The organism is Empedobacter sp. EJD.6dd, assembly GCF_057369435.1.
The window spans coordinates 311,923-334,525 of the sequence record NZ_CM170667.1 but is presented as its reverse complement, the minus strand read 5'-3'; the positions used below and the strand labels follow the sequence as shown (position 1 = coordinate 334,525).

19 protein-coding genes are annotated in these 22,603 nt (G+C 30.6%); 5 read left to right on the top strand and 14 right to left on the bottom strand.

The genetic code is table 11. The features are described from left to right. Positions 1-188 precede the first annotated feature (188 nt). The 11 genes from hemH to AC2I98_RS01530 form a co-directional block, all read right to left on the bottom strand. Complete coding sequence (gene hemH / locus AC2I98_RS01580) at positions 189-1,217, bottom strand: ferrochelatase (protein WP_486412892.1); 1,029 nt, start codon at positions 1,215-1,217, stop codon at positions 189-191. Positions 1,218-1,450: 233 nt separating this feature from the next. After that, positions 1,451-2,749, bottom strand: a complete 1,299-nt coding sequence (locus AC2I98_RS01575) for a cryptochrome/photolyase family protein (protein WP_486412891.1) — start codon at positions 2,747-2,749, stop codon at positions 1,451-1,453. After that, positions 2,739-3,296, bottom strand: coding sequence for a lipocalin family protein (locus AC2I98_RS01570; RefSeq protein WP_125350630.1), 558 nt, complete (start codon positions 3,294-3,296; stop codon positions 2,739-2,741). The genes AC2I98_RS01575 and AC2I98_RS01570 overlap by 11 nt, the downstream gene beginning before the upstream one ends. Further along, a complete protein-coding gene (locus AC2I98_RS01565; RefSeq protein WP_486412890.1) occupies positions 3,286-3,984 on the bottom strand; it encodes a lycopene cyclase domain-containing protein in 699 nt (232 codons plus the stop codon). The genes AC2I98_RS01570 and AC2I98_RS01565 overlap by 11 nt, the downstream gene beginning before the upstream one ends. Further along, positions 3,984-4,442: a sterol desaturase family protein gene (locus tag AC2I98_RS01560; protein WP_486412889.1), complete on the bottom strand. Its 459-nt coding sequence runs from the start codon at positions 4,440-4,442 to the stop codon at positions 3,984-3,986. The genes AC2I98_RS01565 and AC2I98_RS01560 overlap by 1 nt, the downstream gene beginning before the upstream one ends. Before the next feature lie 4 nt (positions 4,443-4,446). Next, the gene (locus AC2I98_RS01555; protein ID WP_225539249.1) at positions 4,447-4,905 is read right to left on the bottom strand and encodes an SRPBCC family protein; all 459 of its coding nucleotides are present in this window, start codon (positions 4,903-4,905) and stop codon (positions 4,447-4,449) included. Positions 4,906-4,908: 3 nt separating this feature from the next. Next, a complete protein-coding gene (locus tag AC2I98_RS01550; RefSeq protein WP_486412888.1) occupies positions 4,909-5,367 on the bottom strand; it encodes a hypothetical protein in 459 nt (152 codons plus the stop codon). Next, positions 5,364-6,200 carry a phytoene/squalene synthase family protein gene (locus tag AC2I98_RS01545; RefSeq protein WP_125350625.1) on the bottom strand — a complete coding sequence of 279 codons (837 nt, stop codon included), beginning with the start codon at positions 6,198-6,200 and terminating at the stop codon, positions 5,364-5,366. The genes AC2I98_RS01550 and AC2I98_RS01545 overlap by 4 nt, the downstream gene beginning before the upstream one ends. Positions 6,201-6,206: 6 nt before the next feature. Continuing rightward, positions 6,207-7,679, bottom strand: coding sequence for a phytoene desaturase family protein (locus AC2I98_RS01540; protein WP_486412887.1), 1,473 nt, complete (start codon positions 7,677-7,679; stop codon positions 6,207-6,209). 9 nt (positions 7,680-7,688) lie between these two features. Further along, a complete protein-coding gene (gene uraH, locus AC2I98_RS01535; RefSeq protein WP_291049426.1) occupies positions 7,689-8,093 on the bottom strand; it encodes a hydroxyisourate hydrolase in 405 nt (134 codons plus the stop codon). An 11-nt stretch (positions 8,094-8,104) separates the two neighbouring features. Next, on the bottom strand, positions 8,105-8,758 hold the full coding sequence (locus tag AC2I98_RS01530) for a MarR family winged helix-turn-helix transcriptional regulator (RefSeq protein WP_291049423.1): 654 nt from the start codon (positions 8,756-8,758) through the stop codon (positions 8,105-8,107). Positions 8,759-10,174: 1,416 nt separating this feature from the next. Between AC2I98_RS01530 and AC2I98_RS01525 the strand changes: the two genes are divergently transcribed. Genes AC2I98_RS01525 through AC2I98_RS01515 form a run of 3 tightly spaced genes read left to right on the top strand, consistent with a single transcriptional unit; the run spans position 10,175 to position 12,241 of the window. Beyond that, complete coding sequence (locus AC2I98_RS01525; protein WP_486412886.1) at positions 10,175-10,381, top strand: hypothetical protein; 207 nt, start codon at positions 10,175-10,177, stop codon at positions 10,379-10,381. Positions 10,382-10,428: 47 nt separating this feature from the next. After that, on the top strand, positions 10,429-11,937 hold the full coding sequence (locus tag AC2I98_RS01520) for a MauE/DoxX family redox-associated membrane protein (RefSeq protein WP_486412885.1): 1,509 nt from the start codon (positions 10,429-10,431) through the stop codon (positions 11,935-11,937). Positions 11,938-11,968: 31 nt separating this feature from the next. Beyond that, a complete protein-coding gene (locus AC2I98_RS01515) occupies positions 11,969-12,241 on the top strand; it encodes a DUF6520 family protein (protein WP_486412884.1) in 273 nt (90 codons plus the stop codon). Positions 12,242-12,281: 40 nt separating this feature from the next. Here AC2I98_RS01515 and AC2I98_RS01510 read toward each other — a convergent pair whose 3' ends face one another. Genes AC2I98_RS01510 through AC2I98_RS01500 form a run of 3 tightly spaced genes read right to left on the bottom strand, consistent with a single transcriptional unit; the run spans position 12,282 to position 19,123 of the window. Continuing rightward, a complete protein-coding gene (locus AC2I98_RS01510; RefSeq protein ID WP_486412883.1) occupies positions 12,282-14,762 on the bottom strand; it encodes an alpha/beta hydrolase family protein in 2,481 nt (826 codons plus the stop codon). Beyond that, positions 14,749-16,119, bottom strand: a complete 1,371-nt coding sequence (locus AC2I98_RS01505; RefSeq protein WP_486412882.1) for a RagB/SusD family nutrient uptake outer membrane protein — start codon at positions 16,117-16,119, stop codon at positions 14,749-14,751. Before AC2I98_RS01505 ends, AC2I98_RS01510 begins: the two co-directional genes overlap by 14 nt. 4 nt (positions 16,120-16,123) lie before the next feature. Further along, positions 16,124-19,123: a SusC/RagA family TonB-linked outer membrane protein gene (locus tag AC2I98_RS01500; RefSeq protein ID WP_486412881.1), complete on the bottom strand. Its 3,000-nt coding sequence runs from the start codon at positions 19,121-19,123 to the stop codon at positions 16,124-16,126. A gap of 2,251 nt (positions 19,124-21,374) precedes the next feature. Here AC2I98_RS01500 and AC2I98_RS01495 point away from each other — a divergent pair. Then, positions 21,375-21,623 (top strand): helix-turn-helix domain-containing protein, encoded by a 249-nt coding sequence (locus AC2I98_RS01495; RefSeq protein WP_486412880.1) that lies wholly within the window; start codon positions 21,375-21,377, stop codon positions 21,621-21,623. Between the two features lie 216 nt (positions 21,624-21,839). Beyond that, complete coding sequence (locus tag AC2I98_RS01490) at positions 21,840-22,574, top strand: hypothetical protein (protein WP_486412879.1); 735 nt, start codon at positions 21,840-21,842, stop codon at positions 22,572-22,574. Positions 22,575-22,603: the final 29 nt, after the last annotated feature.

Sequence of the window (22,603 nt, the reverse complement as noted above, 5' to 3'; positions counted from 1 at the left end):
TCTATTTTTTTATAGCACGGATACCAAGTATAAAGAGAGAAAATTCTACAACTGTAATCGTAGCTTTTTTTTGGGGAAGATTACAGGACGTACCCACAATAATAACCCTACATTATAGAATCACTTATAACAATTAAAAGTCTATGTAGAATATTTGAATTTAATCTATAATTGTTAAATGTTTAAGATTATAATAAATAAAAATCATCTATTTTTTCTTCACATAAAGATTTGATTACATGTATCCATGAATCATTATCATTTAGACATGAAATATACTCATAAGCTTCTCCCCCATTATCAATAAATATTTCTTTTCCTTCCATTGCTATTTCCTCTAGAGTTTCCAAACAATCAGATACAAATGCAGGGCAAACAACTGCCAATTTTTTTATTCCTTTTGATGGTAAAACTTTTAAAGTAGAATCTGTATATGGCTCAATCCATTTATCTTTTCCTAGTCTAGATTGAAATGAAACAATTGTTTTTTCGCGAGATAAATTTAATTTTTCTATAACTTTTTTTGTTGTCTCAAAACATTGATGACGATAACAGAATTGATGACTTGGATTAAATTCTCTATCACAACAGTCACTTAAATTACAAGTCCTTGTAGGATCTGTTTTATAAATATGTCTTTCTGGGATACCGTGGTAAGAAAATAACAGCCCATCAAAATCATTCGAAAACTTGTCTTTTATACTTTCAACAAGACAATCTATATATATATCTTTATTATAAAATGGTTCCACATAATTTATTTTAATAGATGGAAATTTCTCTTTTCTTACTTTTTCTGTTTTTACAACTACAGATTCTGTTGTACTCATAGCATATTGAGGATACAATGGAAATAATACAATTTTATCTACACCTTTCTCAACTAGTTTAGAAATTCCATTTTCTATACTAGGCTCAGCATATCTCATTCCTATTTCAACAGGAATATCAACAATATTTTGTAATTTATTTTTTATTTTTTCAGTAATGACTATTAAAGGAGATCCCGCATCTGTCCAAATTTTCTCATAAGCTTGTGCGGATTTTGAAGGTCTTGTGTTTAATATAATTCCTTTTACTAAAAGTGTTCTTAAAATCCAATTATAGTCAATAACTCTTTCATCCATTAAAAACTCTCCAAGATACTCTTTTACGTCATTTACGGATGTAGATTTAGGTGATCCTAAATTAACTAATAATATTCCTTTTTTACTCAATTTATTTACTTTTATGGTTACTAATTTTTTTTAATCTAAATCTTTGATAGAAAGTTTTTACAAACCTCACTTTTACTAAAGACAATAAGGTGCATAATTGAATCCAGCTTGAAATTTCAGTATGGATGTAGATACCTTCTAGTGAAGTTTTGAAATTAATTCTTCAGAAGCAGAAAATGTGGAAAAATATATTATAATCGTTTAATATTTTAAATCATTATTATTCTTTCATTTTACTTCTTAAATGCTTCGTTAAAAATGCTTAAAACTCTGTTTCGAGCAAAATTATGAGCAACTATAGGAGAAGGATAATCATCAGTTTCAAATTCTGAGACCCACTTTTTGATGTAAAGATATTCTTTATCAAATTTTTCTGTCTGAAGTGTTGGATTAAAGACTCTGAAATAAGGAGCTGCATCACAACCTGATCCAGCGACCCATTGCCAATTTCCGTTGTTTGCAGACAAATCATAATCGTTTAGTTTTGACGCAAAATAAGCCTCGCCCCACCGCCAATCGATGAGTAGATGTTTGCATAAAAAACTTGCAGTTATCATTCTTACTCTATTATGCATAAAACCAGTTTGATTAAGTTCTCTCATTCCTGCATCTACAATAGGATAACCTGTTTTTCCATCGCACCACAGCTTAAATTCTTGTTCATTATTTCTCCATTTTATTTCATTGTATTTAGCTTTAAAAGGTTGGTGAACAACATATGGAAAATGGTAGAGTATTTGCATAAAAAATTCTCTCCAAATTAATTCATTGAGCCATGTTTCATTTAGCTCTATCGCTAACGCAACACATTTTCGTACACTAATCGTTCCAAATCTAAGAGCTATACCTAATTGGGTCGTACATTGTAAAGCAGGATGATCCCTATATTTATGGTAATTTTGAATAATTTCCTTATCTAGCTTTGGCTGTTTGAATAAAATTGATGTTTTTAAAAAACCAATTTCTTTCAGTGAAAGAATCGTTTTGAATTCTGTTTTCAAAAATTTACTGTAATCAGGCTTATAACATTTATAATCTTCTGTTTTCAAAATTTGTTTCCATTTTTTTGCATACGGCGTATATACTGTATAAGGAGAACTATCTTTCTTTAAAATATCTTTCTTGTCAAAAATTACCTGATCTTTAAATGCTTTAAACGAAATGTTATATAACTTAAAATAATTGTAAATCGAAGTATCTCTTTTAATTGTCAAAGGTTCATAATCACGATTACAAAATATAGAATGAATAGCAAACTCTGTAGAAAGTTGCTGAAAAATTTTGAAAGGATCACCATAATATACATGGAGACTTGTCCCAAAGGATTTTAATTGATCATTAATATTTTGAAGCGCTTGATGAATATAATCCACCCTCCTATCTTTCTTGTCATCCAGTTGTCGTAGAATATCTTCATCAAAAATAAAAATAGGTAACACAGGAATTCCAGATGAAAGAGCGTGGTACAGCCCAACATTATCTTCTAAACGAAGATCTCTTCGAAACCAAAAAATGGAAATTTTATTTTTCATTTAAAAATGGATTATCATTTCGATTATGTTCTACCCAAATCAAATTGGATATATCATAACCAATTTCTGAAGCTAATGCAAGAAAGTTTGTTTTAATATTATCTGGAATATCTTTCGTCCGAGACAAAATCCATAAGTAATTTAGATTTTTACCTATAACCAATGCATATTGATAGTTTTCATCCAAAGCAATTACGTTATATCCAGCATAGAAAGGTCCAAAGAAGCTTACTTTTAGCTTTCCTATTTGCTTACCGTCTCTAAATTTTGCTTTACCTATAGCTTGCTTCCATACTTGTTTATCCTTATTAAATCCGCTATTTGAAACCACCAGATTTCCTTTTTTATCAAAAGTGTAGTTAGCGGAGACATTATCCAAGTTTTTCTCGAAACGAAAATCTAAACGAGCGATTTCAAACCAAGTACCTAAATATCGATCAACTTCAAAATTTCGAACAGCTTCTGCCTTTTTAGGAATAGAGGAACATGAATTGGAAAATATTAACAATCCTATACAAGCTGTTTTCAATAGTATTTTATTTTTCATTTTCATGAGATTTTGATTTAAATTGTTTAAAAAAATAGAGAACTAAAAGAAATTGCGTATATCCATACACAGCATCTTCTATTGGTATAGTTCCCATTCTGATTCCCAAAAAATCATCAGGATTATAATTTACAATTGGCGACTCTAATCCTGTACCTGTTAGAATACCATTTACAGGAAAGAAACCAAGCATAAGAATAGTGAAAACAAACGAAGCTTTTCCTATCCAATCTACACAACGAACAAAGTGTAAGTACAGTAAAACAACCAATGTTATAACAGCTGTTAATAGGGTATAAATTCTATCATAATAAAGTAAAGCGACGATTGAACAAACAATCACACTAAAAAAAACAATCAGGTTATTAAAACAGGAAAGCCAATCTAATTTAAAAAATTTATCAAAGCAGAAATAGGTAAATATGCACGAAAATGGTATACAAATAAAAAACAACCATTCTTCTAAAGGTAGACCTCCTATAAAAAAACCAAGTGTATAATCTGTATTAAACCACCACACTCCTTTAGATGTAAACCAAATATCCCATGCAATAAATGGAACAGCTACAACAAGTGCTGCCTTAAAAAAGGCTCCAAAATGACGGTGAAAAAGAATACGAGAATCAAAGGATGATAAGAAACAAATAATTATTGTAAAAAATAAAATCAAAATATAAGTATAAGACATCATTTTTGAGTAGAATTAAAATACATTTTAAAATATTTGAAAGGAACATAAAGAAATCCAAAACATTCTCCATTTTCTTTACTAAGGTGTTTATGATGTTGTTTATGAGCCCTTCGTAGAGCCATAAAATAAGGGTTTTTTACTCGAGTAAAACATTTCAGTCGTTGATGAATAAAAACATCATGCACAAAAAAATAAGCCATACCATATAGCATAATTCCTACCCCAACAAAAAATAAGTAATTATAACTATTGAGCGAACCAAAATACATCAAAGCAATAGTCGGAATCGCAAATATCACAAAAAAATAATCGTTTTTTTCAACTGATCCTTTATGGCTATGGTCATGATGATCTTTGTGGAGAAACCATAAAAATCCATGCATCACATATTTATGAATAAACCATGTAACAGGCTCCATAAACACAAATACTAGCAACACCAAAAATAAATTCATACACCTACTTATTAAATAATTGCTTTAAGACTTGATGACGATAATCAAATATTTTATTCAATTTTTTTTTCACCAAAAGAGAATGAACAACATTTCCAAAAACTCCAAAAGGAAGCTCGTATTCTACTGTATCTTTCATTAAAATCCCCTTTTCATTGGGAATAAATTCATGAAAATGTTTCCAATATTTATATGGTCCTTTTTGTTGAAAATCTGTAAAGCTTTGCTGCAGATCTACTTGAATAATCTTTGTCTGCCATTTCAAAGGAATACCCAATAGTGGTGACACACTATAATTGATGAGCATACCTTCAAAAATTGGCTGATCCTGATCTTCTGACAAAACTGTAAAAGCCATATCTTTTGGTGTAATTTCCGAAAGATTCATTGGAGAAGAAAAAAATCGCCAAGCTGTATCAATATCACAATACAGCTGTTGTTCTCTATACAAACGGTACTTCATCACTTATTCGTTTAAAATTTTTTCAATATTTCTACGCAAATTTATAGACGATATTTTATGCCTGTTTTCCGATAAGATTTGCGTATCTTCTTCAACCTTTGAATAGTAGTTCAAAAATGAGGGTGCGTTTTTTTGTATCGATAGCCGAATGAATCGCAATTCTAAATTTTCAGGTTCTATACGTATAGCCTCCTCTATATTCTTTTTACCTTTATTAAATGTTTTAAGTTTATTTAAAGGATTAGACACGTGCTTGGAATTAATTGTTTGAGCACCACCTAAATACCCCAAATAAATAGCAGATATATTTTTTATATGGTCCAATTCAACTATTACATTTGCACATAATTCTTTGTCATTAGATAACTTAGCATAATTAGCCCTTAGCTCTTCTAGAACTACCTCAGTTTGATTTATAAAACCTATAAATCCCACCATGAGAAACCCTAACATTTTAATCATAACCAAGCAGCTTTATATCTTATGTAACTTTTAAACGCAACAAAAACTTTTTCAGAATTAGCTATTCTAATTCTTCCATTTAAAATTTCTTTGGATGATTTTTTTTTGATCTTCTTAAACAAAGAAAGATAGTATTTATATGCTAGATAAACACCAAAAATTGAAGAAGCTGGAAGTTTTTTAATCCCAATCAACGCTTCATCAAATTCTTCTTCTATTTCTTTTTCAATTGCGTATTTTATCTTATTATCAAAACCACTTATATCCACATTCGGAAAATAAGTTCTTCCCAAAATATGATAATCCTCTTTTAAATCTCGAAGAAAATTAATTTTCTGAAAAGCAGAGCCCAATTTCATCGCATAAGGTTTTAATTCTGCATACTTATCTTTATTACCATCTGTAAAAACCTGTAAACACATGAGTCCTACTACCTCAGCAGAACCTAAAATATAGGTTTTGTATAAGTCCGAGTCATATTCTATTTGTTGCAAGTCCATTTCCATACTACTCAAAAACTGATCGATAAGCTCTTTATCAATCTTATAATTATTTACAGTCTCTTGAAATGATTGTAAGATGGGGTTAAGCGATATCCTCTCATTTAATGCATGCAAAGTTTCTTTTCTCAATCTTTTTAAAAGTTTCTCTTTGTTATATCCATGAAAACTATCTACGATTTCATCTGCCAACCTTACATAACCATAAATCGCATAAATAGCCGATCGAATAGAAGGTTTTAAGGCAAGAATACCCAAAGAAAAACTTGTGCTATATTTTTGAGTTGTCATCTTACTCACCGAATAAGAAAGCTCATCAAATAATTGTTTCATACGGATTTAATTTTTTATTTTGTTGATCTCATTGGCCACTATTTTACCAGATATAATAGAGGGAGGAACTCCTGGTCCAGGAACAGTTAACTGACCAGTATAAAATAAATTCTTTAGCTTTTTATTTCTTATTTTAGGTTTTAGTACTGCTGTTTGATTAAGTGTATTAGCCAATCCATAAGCATTACCACCATAAGCATTATAATCGGACACAAAATCTTTGACACAATAACTTCTTTTAAAGTCAATTTTAGATTGCAAATCTACAACACCTGTATGCTTTTCTAATCGTGAAAGCATTTCCATTAAATACTTCTGACGCACAAATTCATTGTCATCTATTCCTGTTGCAATCGGCATTAGCAAAAACAAATTTTCTTTCCCTTCTGGTGCAACAGAATGATCAGTTTTTGATGGACAACAAGCATAAAACAAAGGTTTTTCAGGCCATCTTTTCTTTTCGTATATGCTATCTATATGTAGATCTAATTCATGCTCAAAGAATAGTGTATGATGTTTTAAATGCGGAATAGTTTCATTAAAACCAAGATAAAAAATCAGACTAGATGGAGCAAATGTTCTTTCTTCCCAATAGTCAGCCGTATAATTTCTATATTCTGCGTTCAAAAGTGTTTCTGTATGATGATAATCAGAAGAAGCAATCACTTCATCAAATTCATAGATTTCACCATTTATTACAAGTGAACTTACACTTTTATCTTTTACATTTATTTTATCAACATTACAATTAAAATGAAAGTGCGCCCCTTGTTCTTCTGCTACTTTTTTCATTGCTAATACCAGCTGATAAAAACCTCCTTTAGGATAATAAGTACCTAATACATAACCGCCATAATTCATCAAACTATACAATGCAGGAATCTTTTCAGGAGATGCGCCCAAAAATATAACTGGGAACTCCATCAAAGCTCTCAATTTCTTATCTTTAAAATATCGTGCAACATATGCTCTGAAATTAGAAAGTAAATCCAATTTCAAAGCATTTTTAGCAATTTTAATAGATACAAATTCAGTCCAATTAGTACAAGGTTTATGTACAAAATCCTTCATTCCTACTTCATATTTAAATTTGGCAGATTTCATAAAGTTTTCTAATTGAAAACTAGCTCCTTTCTCTATTTTTTCGAAGGTTTCTTTTAGTGCTTCAAAATTTTCAGGTACATCTAATTTTTCGTTAGAAAAAATCATCTCAAATTGAGGATTTAACGATATCAATTCAAAAAAAGAAGAAGTGGCATAACCAAAATCCTCAAAGAAATCTTGTATAACATCTGGCATCCAATACCAACTAGGTCCCATATCAAATACATAACCTTCTTCTGTTTTTAATTGTCTTGCTCTTCCGCCTGGCTGATTATGTTTTTCAAATACATGTACTTCATGTCCTTCTTTTGCTGTATAAGCAGCAGCTGATAAACCAGAAAATCCAGATCCAATAATGGCTATTCTTTTTTTCATATCTCGTTTTTAACTTCCTTTATATGTAGAATAACCATAAGGAGATACAGTCAATGGTACATGAAAATGCTTATTCCCTTTAATACGAAAAACAATCTCGATAAAAGGATAAAATGTTTGCAATTTTTTACTATCAAAATAAGATTGAATATGAAATACGAGTTTATAAACACCGTCATTATTCTGACCATAAGGTAAAAAATTCCCTATTCTACCATCTTTATCTGTTATTTGTGTACTTACCTTAGTCCACGAATTGTCCACATTCATTTTCTCTAATGTAACTGAAACAGATGGTGCAGGTTCTCCTGTAGAGTTATCTAAAATATGGCTGGACAATTGATACGTTTTCGTTTGCGAAAAACAAAACAACGAACAACAGATAAGTAGAAAGAAAAATATACTCTTTTTCATACTAGTTGTATTTAATTAATATGTTTGTAAGCCTCTTTTAATAGAGATTCTGTTTCAAAATTCTTTTCATAGATTGCTTGATGAAATTCTTCGAGTTTATGAAGTAGATTTATTAATTCCATTTTTTCAACATAAGTTAAATTACCTGCTACAATTTGTGTCGCAAGCCTAATTTTATCCATTTGTTCTTCAAGAACTTCTAAACCTACTGAACTAACTTGAATAACTTTACTTCTTTTATCCAGCTCAGATGAAGCTTGATCTACCCAACCTTTAGCAATTAGTCGATTTATAATTTGCATCCCTACTGGTTTTTCATGCACATTTTTCTTTATCAAATCCATTTTTGTCATCTCCCCAAATGCCTTTAAATTGATTAAGTAAATAAAATCTTCTTGAGATGAAAAATCCGATCCTATAATAGCAGATTTTGAATAACTTTTCGCATACCTATTCATATGAACAAGTAATGTACTTATAACACTTTCAGGCGATCTCATTTTCTCTTTTCCGATCCAATGAGGAACATCACAAGAACTTTCTAGATGATTATTTAAAATAATCCACTTTTTAAAATCATCAATAGAAGCATTAGCATTACACGTATTTTCTTTTTCAAACTCTTCTATTAAATCAACTACATCTTTGATTAATTGGAAATTCATATACAATATTTAGTTTACAAATATACTATTTTAAAACAAATAAAGAATATTATTATACTATATATTAAAAATAATATCCGAGCTTATTAAAAAACAATGTAATTTTATATGTATAATTCTAACTTATCAATACTTCGGCAGACTCGTCACAAGCAAGACTTGGCTGTAAACCTCTCTACTAAAAATGTTATCATTTCACTAAAGATTTTAAAAACGCTACGGGCTAAAACCTTTTTAACGTTACATTCAAAACATTTTCTTAACGTGAGAGTTTTAATGCCGGTTTCTTAGTTCTTTTTCAATATTCTAATTCAATTTTAACAACATTTGAGATTAAGAGGAGGAGCCACGGTGTGGCTCAGGTAACACTTATTTCTTACTTTCATTTTTTTACTCATCTAAAAAAACGAAACAAAAAAAGATGCCGACAGTAGACTCTCAATGATTCACTTGCTAAATTATTTCCATAAAGTTGGCAACTCGCTTCGCTCAAACACTCCAACTTTTTTATTTCAATAATTTCGAGTTGAATTACATTTCGATTCTAAATCGTCGGACTTTTAGTTCCTTTTTCAATATTCAAAATTCTCTTTTTAACAACATTTGAAATTAAAAGGAGGAGCCACGGTGTGGCTCAGGTAATACTTATTTCTTACTTTCATTTTTTTACTCATCTAAAAAAACGAAACAAAAAAAGATGCCGACAGTAGACTCTCAATGATTCAACTTGCTAAATTATTTCCATAAAGTTGGCAACTCGCTTCGCTCAAACACTCCAACTTTTTTATTCCAATAATTCGAGTTGAATTACATTTTGATTCTAAATCGTCGGAGTTTTAATTCATTTTTCAATATTCAAAATTCTCTTTTTAACAACATTTGAAATTAAAAGGAGGAGCCACGGTGTGGCTCAGGTAACACTTATTTCTTACTTTCATTTTTTTACTCATCTAAAAAAACGAAACAAAAAAAGATGCCGACAGTAGACTCTCAATGATTCAACTAAATAAATTATTTCCATAGAGTTGATAACTCACTTCGTTCAGACACCTCAACTTTTTTTATTCCAATAATTTAGAATTGAATTGCATTTCGATTCTAAATCGTCGGACTTTTAGTTCCTTTTTCAATATTCAAATTCACTTTTAACAACGGGTACTGAGGCACTCGAAGTGCAGAATCGCATTCAATTTAGTGTTCTTAAAGTATATAATACAACGTTTTGCAAACGTAACACAGACTGACGGTAATAAGAAGCTGAAATGAAATCAGCTTGACAGTTATTTCTGTTTTCTTAAAAACTGTAGTGTATGAATTTATAAATTAAACATACATTTTGGATTTTTGACGTGTTACCATACCTCCTATTTTTTGCGCTGAACCTAATTTCGGTACAAACTTTAAAAATGAGAAACTATGAAATCTTTTTATTTAATTGTACTTGGGTGTTTTGTATTCAATAGCTGTATAGAAGATGAAAATATTCTAACTGAAACCCCGAATCATTCAGAACGTATTACAATTACTTCTTCTAAAGATAATATTAAGGATAGTGTATCTTATAAAAACGATCCTCCTCGTGATAAAGATCCATACATGAATCGGGCTGATGATGAAAACTAATGTTAGATGTTAGAAATTTATTTTTTAAGAATTAAAACTACTAAAAGATGAGAAAAATTGCACCGTTTATACAAACGCTCATCTGCTACCTATTTATTATTTTGTTTATTTATGCTGCAGTGAGTAAACTGATGGATTTTGAAAATTTTCAAATTCAATTGGCACAATCACCATTATTAAGTGCATACGCAGGATTTATTTCTTACGCCGTAATTATTGTAGAAATTGTAATTGTATTATTACTTTGTATCAAGCGAACACAACAAATTGGGTTGTATGCTTCTTATGGTTTGATGCTCGCGTTTACAGTTTATATCTACCTGATTATTAATTACAGTGATTTTGTTCCTTGTTCTTGTGGCGGAATTCTAGAAAAACTTGGATGGACAGAACATTTGATTTTCAATATCGTTTTTGTTGGATTAGCTCTAATTGCCATTTACTTGGGTAGAAGAGTAATATTTCAAAAAAATAATCGGAAACTATTCGTTACTTTCTTTAGTATTTCGATTGTTTCAGTTGGAAGTGTCATTATGCTATTTCTTACATCTGAACACATTATCAAACAAGAAAATAATTTTACAAGAAGGTATTTACAACATCCAATTATCGAAGAAAAAGCGATTGATTTAGGCGCTAATTCTTACTATTTTGCAGGTTATGAAAATAATACGCTGTATTTAGGTAATTATACTGCTCCACTTGTTTTAACGAGTGTTGATACCAATACAGATCAAATCATTTCCAAAAAGATTGATTTGGACTATAAAGATCATCCTTTTAAATCCATTATGATGCGTGTCAAAAATGGTAGCTTTTATTTGTACGACGGAACAGTTCCTGTTATTTACAAAGGAAAATTAACCAATTTACATGCAGAAACCATCAGTTTAAATGATGCTTTTTTCAATCAATTGGTTGTGATTGATTCTACCAAATTTGCTATTCGTACTCAAAGTAGCACAACGAATACGCAGATTTTAGGAAAGCTGAATTTAAACAAACAGCCAAAAATAGAATTGATTTCAACTATACTCGAAAAACAAATTGATGGTGTTTTTGATACAGATGGATTGTTGGTTTCTGATTCATATACAAATGAGTTGGTTTATACTTATTACTACCGCAATCAATTTATTGTAATGGATCAAGATTTACACATCAAACACAAATTAAATACGATTGATACTACTCGTCAAGCAAAAATTGAAGTTAGCCATCTATCGGATGGAAAAAATAAAATGAGCGCTCCACCATTATTAGTGAATAAAAAAATGGTTGCACATCGACATCTCTTGTTTAATATCTCTAAACTTATGGGAAAATTTGAATCCCAAAAACAGTGGAAACAAGTGGATGTTATTGATGTATACCGAACAGATCGCAGGCATTATATCGGAAGTTTTACTGTACAACATCGCGAAGAAAACAAACTTTCTGATTTTTTAGTGACTGATTCTCATTTTTATGTACTAATTGGAAATGAATTGATTGTTTATAAACTAAAGCCGGCTATAACCGATCAGTTTAAAACAGGAAAAGCCGAAAACCTGTAAAAAAGTAGGCAAAACTAAAATTCACATTAAAATGAAAAATTTAAAACAAATTATTTTACCAGCTGTCATTGTATTAATGGGGACTGGTGCGGCTTTCGCTACAAATCAAGCGAAGAAAGAAAACGCAGCCAATAAAATGGGATACTACTTTGACGAAGAAACAGTAGAATGTATTCCTAAGGCTGAATGTAGTGATGTTCCAGGTCAATTGTGTACGTGGACAGATGAGGACAATGTTTCTCATCAGTTAAACGAATTATCTGAAACATCTTGTGTAACACCCTTGTATCGTATTAGTAATTAAATAAAAATGGGTATGCCTCTAAAGGCATACCTTTCTTGTTTTATTCTGTTTCTTTATTTTTCTTCAAATAAGTATTAAACCAATCGATTATTCTTTTTGTTAAATCTACTTGATTACTCTGTAGAATAAAACTATGTCCTTCATTCGGATACAATAATAATTCATGTTCTTTTTTATATCTTCTAAGCGCATTTGCCATTTGAATTGATTGATGCCAAAAAACATTGTAATCTTCTTTTCCAGTCCATAAAAGCAAAGGTGCTTTCATTTGATTAGCATATAATATAGGCGAATTTTTTTGATATAATTTTGGAACATCCGCATGGGGTTTACCTATATTAAATTGTGGTGATTCAAAACGCCAATAACCTGGTTGACTAAAATTGTAATTGTAGCTGTAGTATTCCATTGTTAAATCATGGATTCCAGCTCCAGCGACTCCTGCTTTGAAAAATTTTGTTTGGGTAAGATAAAAACTTGTTTGGTATCCCCCGAATGAATGACCGATTAATCCACTATTTTGTAGATCTACTTGTGGAATTTCTTTCAGTTTTTTTACTGCTCGAAGAACGATTTTCAACCCGCTTTTTCCTGGATTTCCTTTTTTGAAATCTAGATCAGCTAGAAAATAAAAGTAATTATTTAAATTAAACAAAAGTGGGTTTACACCAATTGGATTTTCATACGTTTCTTCATAAAAGATCGTAGCAACACTAGATTTTTTTTCATAAATATCAACAATTAATGGATATTTCTTGGATGGGTTGTGATTAATCGGATACAACAAAACCCCTTTCAGATTTTCACCATTATAGCCTTTGTAGTAGATAACTTGTGAACGGTGATTTTTTAATTCCTCTTCTTTCTTTATATTTTGATCGATGATTTGTTCGCTTTTACCATTGGAATAAACTAACTGATAAGGTAAATTAAAATTCTCTTTTCTATAATAAATAGAAGATGTTTGAGAATTAATCTTATATTGACTCAACCTGTCAAGAGAATGAACTAATTTTTGAAAAACTAAAGTTATTGAGTTGTAAGAATAAATTGTTGTTGAATTATCCTTAGTATCTTTTACTTCAATATAAACGACATCATCTGGTACAAACATTCTGAGATTTACAAAATCACCATTATGTTGTACTTGATCAGAATACGTTTTTTGGTTTAAGACTTGAAAACGAAGCGGCATTTGACTTTTGAAGGACTGAATTAACGTAACCTCATTTGTTTTTAAATTATAACTATAAAAATGATTGGAATCAAAAAAGTAAAATTTACTCTTTTCTTTTGACCAAATTGGTGGTTGTGTTAATTGATGAGAAATGATAAAATATTGTTGTTTCTCAACATCATAAATCTTCCAAAATTTTTGGTTAAGCTCTTTAAATAAGATAGAATGACCATCTTCACTATAACTCAAATTTTCATTAGGATATTCAATCCTATTGGTAATTTGTTTTCGAGTTTTTGTATGACGATCAAATAAATAAAGTATTAGATCTGTATTATTTTTGATGTAATCTTTATAAGTAAATGGATTAAAATTCAAGAAATATTTTGAGTGATTGAAAAATAAAAGCGTTGGAAAATGATCATCTTTCCATGATGTTAGTTCATTTTTCTCTAATTCCCAATAGACTTGAAATTTTTCTAATTGAGGTGCTTTTATGTTCTTCTCTTCCAAATGTAAATCATTGCTTTTCCAGATTTCAAGTTCACCTTTCTTTTTTTGTTTTGTTTCATCGAATGTGTAATAGATAAAATAGGCCAATTCATCATCATGACTAATAAAAGTCTTGATTAGTTGTAAAGTTTGACCAACTTGAAGTGGTAAAATCGTGATAATTGGAGTTGATGTTGGACTTTTATACCAATACAGCTTATTATCCACACGAATTAGAAAACGATAGTTGTTATTTCCCCAATTCAACACCTGAGGTTGAGTAGTAAAAGAACCTATTTTAATTGTTTGTTTTGAAGATCCATCAACATAAAACAAGTTAAAAGTAGTTACATCGTCATTCTTTTCACTGGTTATAACAAGTATTTTTTCTGAATGTTTATCTACCTCGTAGTTGACTACATTTGAAAATTGGTTCCATATTTTTTTATGATTGTCAATAAAAAGGACTTCATTTTGCTTAGTTTGTGCAATGATTTCAGTTTTATTTAACCACAATTCATATTTAATGACATCAGAAATAGAAAAAAGATCTTCTAAATTGATCGTTTTAATCGATAAGGAATCTTTTTTGAATTGAACAATTTCATCTTGATTAAAGAAACGTGCATTTTGTGAAAGAGATGAAATAATTTTATGCGATGGCTGATGGTATAAAACGGTTTGATTTGGATTATTTCGATAAAATTTACTGTAAATCACCCAACTATCATAAGGTGTAAAATCTTGAACGAAAGGTTTGAAAATACCTTCATCAATTATATTCTGCCCTTTTAAAGAAAAAGGGCTAAATAAAAGTAAGGTTACAATGGATATTAAATTAATAGCCTTCATTTTGTGGATTAAGATTTGGATTAAGTAATAGTTCTTTCTGAGGTAATGGCAAAACGTTATGAAACGATTTCCAATTTGGTTTAATTGATTGCAATTGATTTAATCGATTATTTCGTTTTAAATCAATAAATCGATGACCAAATTCTGAGAAAAACTCTTTTTCTTTCTCTTCCAATAACCAATTAATTGCTTCTTCTTTGGTTCGATTTTTATTGATTTTACTTAAGCCCGAACGTTCACGTATTTGATTGATAAGTTCAATTCCTGCATTTATATTCCCATTGTTTATCTGAGCTTCTGCCATAAGAAAATAAGCTTCTTCAATGCGCATAACATTACTGTATTCTGTACTATTCTCACCATTCTTGTTTTTGTATTTAGCAGGTAAAGAGTAAATCGATGTTGTATTGGAAATAGTCTTGATCCATTGTGTTTTTCTTAGATCTGTCGTTTCAAATTTTTGAATGATTTGATTCGATATCGAAGCTGAGGAAGGTGGAAAACTTGTTGAATTGTATAAATCAGCTTCAAAAGTTGATTTTAATGCAGTATCAGGTTTTAATTGCCAGATGACACCTTTGTAGCTTTTGTTAAAAACTTCTTTCGGTTCATTTCGTAATCCATAATTGGATGAATTCAGAATCGAATTCAATTCTTTTTGAACATTATTCCATTGTTCTAATTCAGCATATTGACGAGCCAATAAAAGCTTAGCAGCATATAGGTTCGGATAAATCCGTTCTTGATTACGATAAGTTTCTTTTAATAAGATAGAAGCTTCTACTAAATCTGTTTGATTTAGTACGAAAATTTGAGAAACTGGCGTCTTGTTTAATGTTTTATTGATGGTATAATCTGTTGTCGTTGTGTACGGAATATCACCAAATACAACTGTCAAATAATAATAGTGTAACGCTCGAAGAAACAGCGCTTCACCAATCATCGTATTTTTATCTTCTTTACTGATTGAAGTACTTTTACGCATGTTTTCAATGAAAAGATTAATGCCATAAATTGTTTTATATGAACTGTCCCATAATTTTGAAACAGCAGAATTAGTGGCTAGAATTTGATTGTCATAAAAAGCATTTAAATTATGACTATCACTCAAATAACTTGTAAGTTCATCCGTATAAACTCCTGTCATAAAACCAATTCCATACATTCCTCCATTCACAAAAGAATCGTCTCGTGTAGCACTGTATAAACTTGCCAATGCAGCTTTTGCTGTTGCAGCATCTGTATAAACCATAGGTGTATTGATTTGTGTAGTAGGTAAATCAACATCTATTAACTCTTCGCAACTAAAACATAAGATTTGCAAACAGCCAGCGAATAATAAAGTATATTTTTTCATGTGTTTAAAATTTAAGTTGTAATCCAAAAGAATAGGTTTTGAGTGGTGGTAGAAAACCTGTAAGCACAAACTCGGGGTCTAATCCGAAATAATTTGTAATGGTCAAAAGATTTTGTCCTTGGAAATAAATCATCGCATTTTTCCAAAAAGTTTTGTCTGATGGAAGTTGATAGCTAATGGTAATGTTTTTCAATCGAATGTAAGAGGCATCTGAAACAGCTTTATCACTTTGACTAATCAACCCACTTAGTTTATTCCAATCTGCTTTTCCAGTGGTATAGTAAAACATATAAGCGGCATTTGGATTAGCTGATGACCAAGAATTCAACATTTCAATCGGTTGATTATTCAATGAACCTGGTGCTAAATAATTCGCATCGTAATTGAATTGGGTTTGTTTTACAAATTGAAATAAAAAGGAAAATTCAATATTTTTGTATCGAATAGAATTGTTCCAACCTCCGTAATACTTCATACCAACTTCTTTGATGCTTTGCTGGTCATCAATTGGAGAAATAACTCCATCACCGTTATAATCTTTAAATTGATACAAACCTGTCGCAGGATCAATTCCTTCATAATGATAAAGTTTTTGAATGTTGGTGGATTTTCCAATCATATACGTATTGGCATAAGTAGAACCTTCAAGATTAGGAAAAGACACCAATTTATTTTTTGGAATACTTAAATTTATGCTACTTGACCATTTGAAATGCTGCTTTTTGATGGGATGAATATCCAATTCAATTTCCCAACCTGTATTTTGTATCACTGCATTCAAATTTGATTGAATGGATGAAAAACCTGTTGTTCCTGGCAATGGTATTCCAACCAATTGATTCCCTGATTTATTTTGATAATACGCCATCGAAAGATTCAGTCGATCTCGCAAAAAGCCAAGTTCTAAAGCTGCTTCTATTTTTTGAGTTTTCTCCCAACTGAAATTTGGGTTGTACAAACGAGACGGAGCCATACCAACAATTTCATCGTATTTTGTACTACCAATCGTATAGGTGTCTAAATATTGATAATCGCCAATTTGATCGCTTCCAGTCATTCCAAAACTTCCTCTTAATTTTCCAAAACTCAACCAAGATGAATCGTTGAGAAAGTTTTCTTTTGAAAAAAGCCAAGCGGCTCCAATTGCTCCAAAATTTGCAAATCTGTTGTTGGTTCCAAAACGACTTGAACCATCTCGACGAGCGGTCAAATTAAGGATATATTTATCATTGTATTTGAAATTAAATCGAGTAAACATTGACGTATATGCGTACTCAACTTTAGAATTTTGATTGATGGTTTGTGTCTTTGCTGCACTTAAATTGTAAATCAATTCATCAGAAGAAAAGCCCGTTCCTGTTACTCTAAATTGATCACTTGTTGCTTTTTGGAAGCTTGCGCCGATTAAAGCATCAACTGTAAATTTATTCAATTGCTTGTTCCAATTAATTTGAGGCTCTAGTAGATAAGAAAATGATTGATTCGTACCTTTAGAGGAAGTAGAATTCGCACTTGTTATACCATTGGCAGGGTTATAAAGTGTATGAGGACGAATAGAAGTTTCTATAAAACTTAAATCATTTAATCCAGCATTTAATTTGATAGAGAAATCATTAAAAATTTGATAACTCAAATTGGCATTCAGTAATAAATTCTTTGTGTCGTTTCTGTATATTGAGTTTAATGCAGCAACAGGGTTTGACCATGCACCTCCTTCCCAATTTAAACTTCCATCTTCATTGTATAGTTTTGGAGCATTTGGTGCTAAACGCAATGCTTTAGTGGTTAAATCTGTTGTAGGCAATGTATTCGATTGGAGATTATAGGATGTATTGACAAGAAATGTTAATTTTCGGTCTTTACTTTTGTGGTTGATATTTGCACTAAAGTAATTGGATTTAATCCCATTATCAGTTGGAAAAACAGTCGTTTGTTCTTGATGTTTTGTACTCAAAACATAAGCTGTTTGCTCGTTTCCACCACTTAATCCGATTTCATGATTTGATCCAATTGCTAATCCTCCAATTAATTCTTTTTGCCAATCTGTTTCACGAGTTTCATCCCATCTTCCATTTACATCATAAGCATTAGCAGGATAAGTTGTAATTCCACTGTTCTCAAATCCCAACTTTCGCATGTTTAAGTATTGAGCTGTATTCATTAGCTTCATTTTACTTGCAACTTTACTGATACTATAACTCGAAGTAAAGGAAAGTTCAGTTTTTCTATTTTTACCTGTTTTCGTGGTTATTAAAATCACACCATTAGCACCACGAGAACCATAAATAGCGGTTGCATCTGCATCTTTCAGAACTTCGATACTTTCAATAGTATTGGGATTGATGGTGTTGAGTGGATTTATAGAAGCATAAGGTAAAATTGTTCCTGAAAGATTAGAGGAATTAGACGTCACAAGGGCTATTCCATCCACGATATAAAGTGGTTCGTTTCCTTCTCGACGCAAACTGTTTTTACCACGAATCTGAATGTCATAACCTCCTCCTGCAACACCCGTATTTTGAACAATGCTTACTCCGGACATCCGTCCTTGTATGGCAGAAAGCACATTATTCACAGGTTGATTTTCAATTTCCTTTGCGGTAACACGTGCTATAGACCCCGTTCGTTCTTTGTCTTTTACGGCGTAATATCCTGCATTTACAATAACCTCATCTAATTTTACACCTTCTGTATTAGAAGTTAAAAAAACATCAATCACAGAACGATTTTTAACCTCTTCTTCTCGAATAGGAAAGTCCAATTGCTCAAAAATAAGCTTTGCATTCTCTTGTTCTAGAATCAACGAGTATTGTCCATTTTCATCAGTTTGTACACTATTTTGTGTACCTTCTTCTGTTACTATCACGCCAGAAAGCAAATGGTTTTGATCTTTCACCGTTCCAGTAACGGTTTTTCCTGTTTGTGCAAATAGGGGTGTAGCACAAAACAATCCCAATAATACAGTAAATGACTGCCTACTGAGTTTGAAGTAAAATTTTTTCATAATTTTACATAAGTTTTTTAATTCAACATTAGTTTTAAAAGCCACTCCTTTTCCTGTACATCGCGCCAACTTTGTTTTGGGGAAAAGGGGTTTTGTTTTTACGGTTTACGTGATACGCTTAACGTTTTACGTATTATTCTTATTAATACTCAAATTCACTTTAATACGGGCACTGAGTTTCGGTTGCTGAGCCTGTCGAAGCATCGAAGTGCAGAATCTTTCTATCACTTTTTTGAGAGCAAAAAAGTAATCAAAAAACTCTTGTCTTTGATTTTCGACGGTCAAAATAAGTTTCAGCCATTCAATGTTTTAAATCATTTGCTACGCAAACAGTAAAACATTTTAACCATTCTCTTCAACTTTTTGACACTCGCCTCCAAATCATATGACATTTTTTCATCCTTTTCAATATTCAAATTCATTATCACTTTTAATACGGGCACTGAGGCACTCGAAGTGCAGAATCTATTTTCGCGCGCGCGTGCCTTTTTATATGCCTCTTAAAAAGAAATTCCCCCTCCGACAGTTTTAAAAATTACATTAATAAATGAAAACTAAAAATTAACACTAATCACTTTATGAAGATCATTTACTTTCTTCTTAGGGTGTCTTCGGGGGATAGAGTGTGAATCTGTTTACTCTTTCATAATTTTACATAAGTTTTTTAATTCAACATTAGTTTTAAAAGCCACTCCTTTTCCAGTACATCGCGCCAACTTTGTTTTTGGGAAAGGGGTTTTTTATTAAGTTTTACGTTATACGCTTAACGTTTTACGTGTTTTTCTTTCTTGCTGTCACATTGAGTGATTTTCGTTTCATAGAAAAAGAAAATAGTATCGAAATGTCTTTTCTTTATTTTCATTTTTTTCTTCTAACTTTTACCTTAATGCAAAGTCTGTGCTAACAGAGTATGTGATTACAAAACATCAAGTCTTTGATTTTCGACGGTCAAAATAAGTTTCAGCCATTCAATATTTTAAATCATTTGCTACGCAAACAGTAAAACATTTTAACCATGCCCCTCAACTTTTTGACAATCGCCTCCAAATCATATGACGTTTTTCTAATCCTTTTTCAAATACATACTACATTGTACATTTTACTTAATACATTTTACAACTCAACATCGATACACGAACCACGAACAAACCATACGGAACGCATATACAATGGATACAGAATGGATATAGCGCCGATACACAACCGATACAGAAAAGTGTCATTTTGGATATACACCGATACAGGATTTTAACACTTTTTAACATGTTGTTTCTCTAATATTCTGTCATTTCGAGAAATCTTCTTTTCATTTTTTGCCCATCCAAAAAACGAAACAAAAAAAGATGCCGACAGTAGTCTCTCAATGATTCAACGAAATAAATTATTTCCATAAAGTTGATAACTCACTTCGTTCAGACACTTCAACTTTTTTATTCCAATAATTTAGAGTTGAATTACATTTCGATTCTAAATCGTCGGATTTTTTTCATCCTTTTTCAATATTCACATTCACTTTCTACAATGAGTTTTGTCATTCTGAGCCCGTCGAAGAATCTCATTCTTGATCTTAATCTTAAATACATAATACATTCTACTTTTTACATAATACAACAAACAAAAAGGTAGCAGAGCCCAATAAATTTGGAAAATGGCAATAAAGGGTTTACTTTTAAGGTGCGAAAAATAAAAGTATAACAGTTACTGTCAAAGTCTCATTAGCGAGGCTCTGATAGAGAGCGTGTAAAGAAAGGACACCCCTTTGCTGTTCCGTCAAATGTTATAAAAACGGAAGATTGTTCTTTAAAAGAATGGTTAAAACAAACAGACTTTGTCGGGCGGTTTTTTACGGATGAATGGAAATTGTTTCGTTCTCATGTGTTTTGGGTTTTATGGAACGATGTTTCTCGAGTATGAAGATATACTTGCAAAAAAAAGCAAGGCGGCTCCACACTTTAGTACCGAGGGCGACCAAACCCTGCTTAAATAAATTTAAGCTTCTACCTAAAGCATATGTGAAAACCGCCCATGCCGTATGCGAAAGTACAAAACTTTAGAGACATGGAGCGATTTCACGATACTCTCGATAGAAAATTGGTCGTTTCGGTTCGAGATTACATCGTTTTAATTATGACTATTAAAAGTCTAATTATCAATTCGCTTATACAAATATAACAATATTTTTTAATTATAGGGATATATCCCTAAAGAAATTTTTAATAATAATCTCAATTTGCTTTGAAATACTGAAGAAATGGATATAACAGATGAATTTTTAATTGAAATAGGAAAGCAAATTTCATATCTTAGAGAAAAAAATAATCAAACTTTAGATGATTTAGAATATTTAAGCGGAATTGATTCAAGCGATATTAATAAGTATGAAAAAGGAAAAACGAACTTAACTATACGTAATTTAATCCGAATATCTAAAGCTTTGAATGTTCATCCAAAAATTCTGTTAGATTTCGATTTTGATTTTAATAAATATAATAATGAATAAAAACTCTAATAAGAAGCTTTTTTTGTTATCCAATATTATTTAAACAATAAGGTATATAAATTAATTTTGTTTATATATTTATTCTTTATAAGAAATGCAAATGTTAAGAGTTTTTTACGAAACTACTATAGTTTTAGTTTCGTAAAAAACAATGTAAGCGGTAATGCTATTAAAATTCGTGCAAAGAAAACAAACCTTTTTAATGAAATCATCTTTATGGATTTAATACAGGATTTTATAATTAATAATTATGAAATATTTTCAATTACTTTTCTGTCAATTTTAGGTTTATTTATAATTGCTCTTAAAAGCTATTTTACTGAAAAAGGGAAATTAAAAGCTCAGATTTCGGAAAATAAAAAGCTAGTTGAACAAACAGAAAAAATAAAATCGAAATTTAGTAAAGAACTGGAAGAACTGAAAAAAGAGCATCAATTAGATATATCGAAAAGACGATATCAATATGAAAGTAAAAAAGAGCAATATATTAAATTTTTCAAGCTTTTAGACGAATTTTCAAATGAAAACAACTTTAAAACACAAGAAAATTTTCTTCCTATTTTAGATGAATTTAATCGTAATTATTTAAAAGCAATTTCTTTAAATAAGAAAAAAGATGAAACTAATGCTATTTCAGTTTTTTCTAAAAAAATACAAAAGTTAATGTTTGATTCTAACCAAGACTTGATCAGAATCAAACAAGAAACAAATACGATTAGGATAATTGCCAGCGATGAAATCTTAAAAAAGTTAGATTTATTAACCTTAGCATATGATAAATCAATGGAAGCAGCTAACAAATCGATGAATGAATTACTTCCATTAATGTTGTCAAATAATCAAATAAAAATGCAGGATAATCAACGAGATATTGAAATTGCAGGAATGATCATTAAAAACATTACTGACGAAATTATCGAATTGATGAGAAAAGAATTAAATGAAATTTAGCACAGCCTCTAATATGGATAACTGTTGCA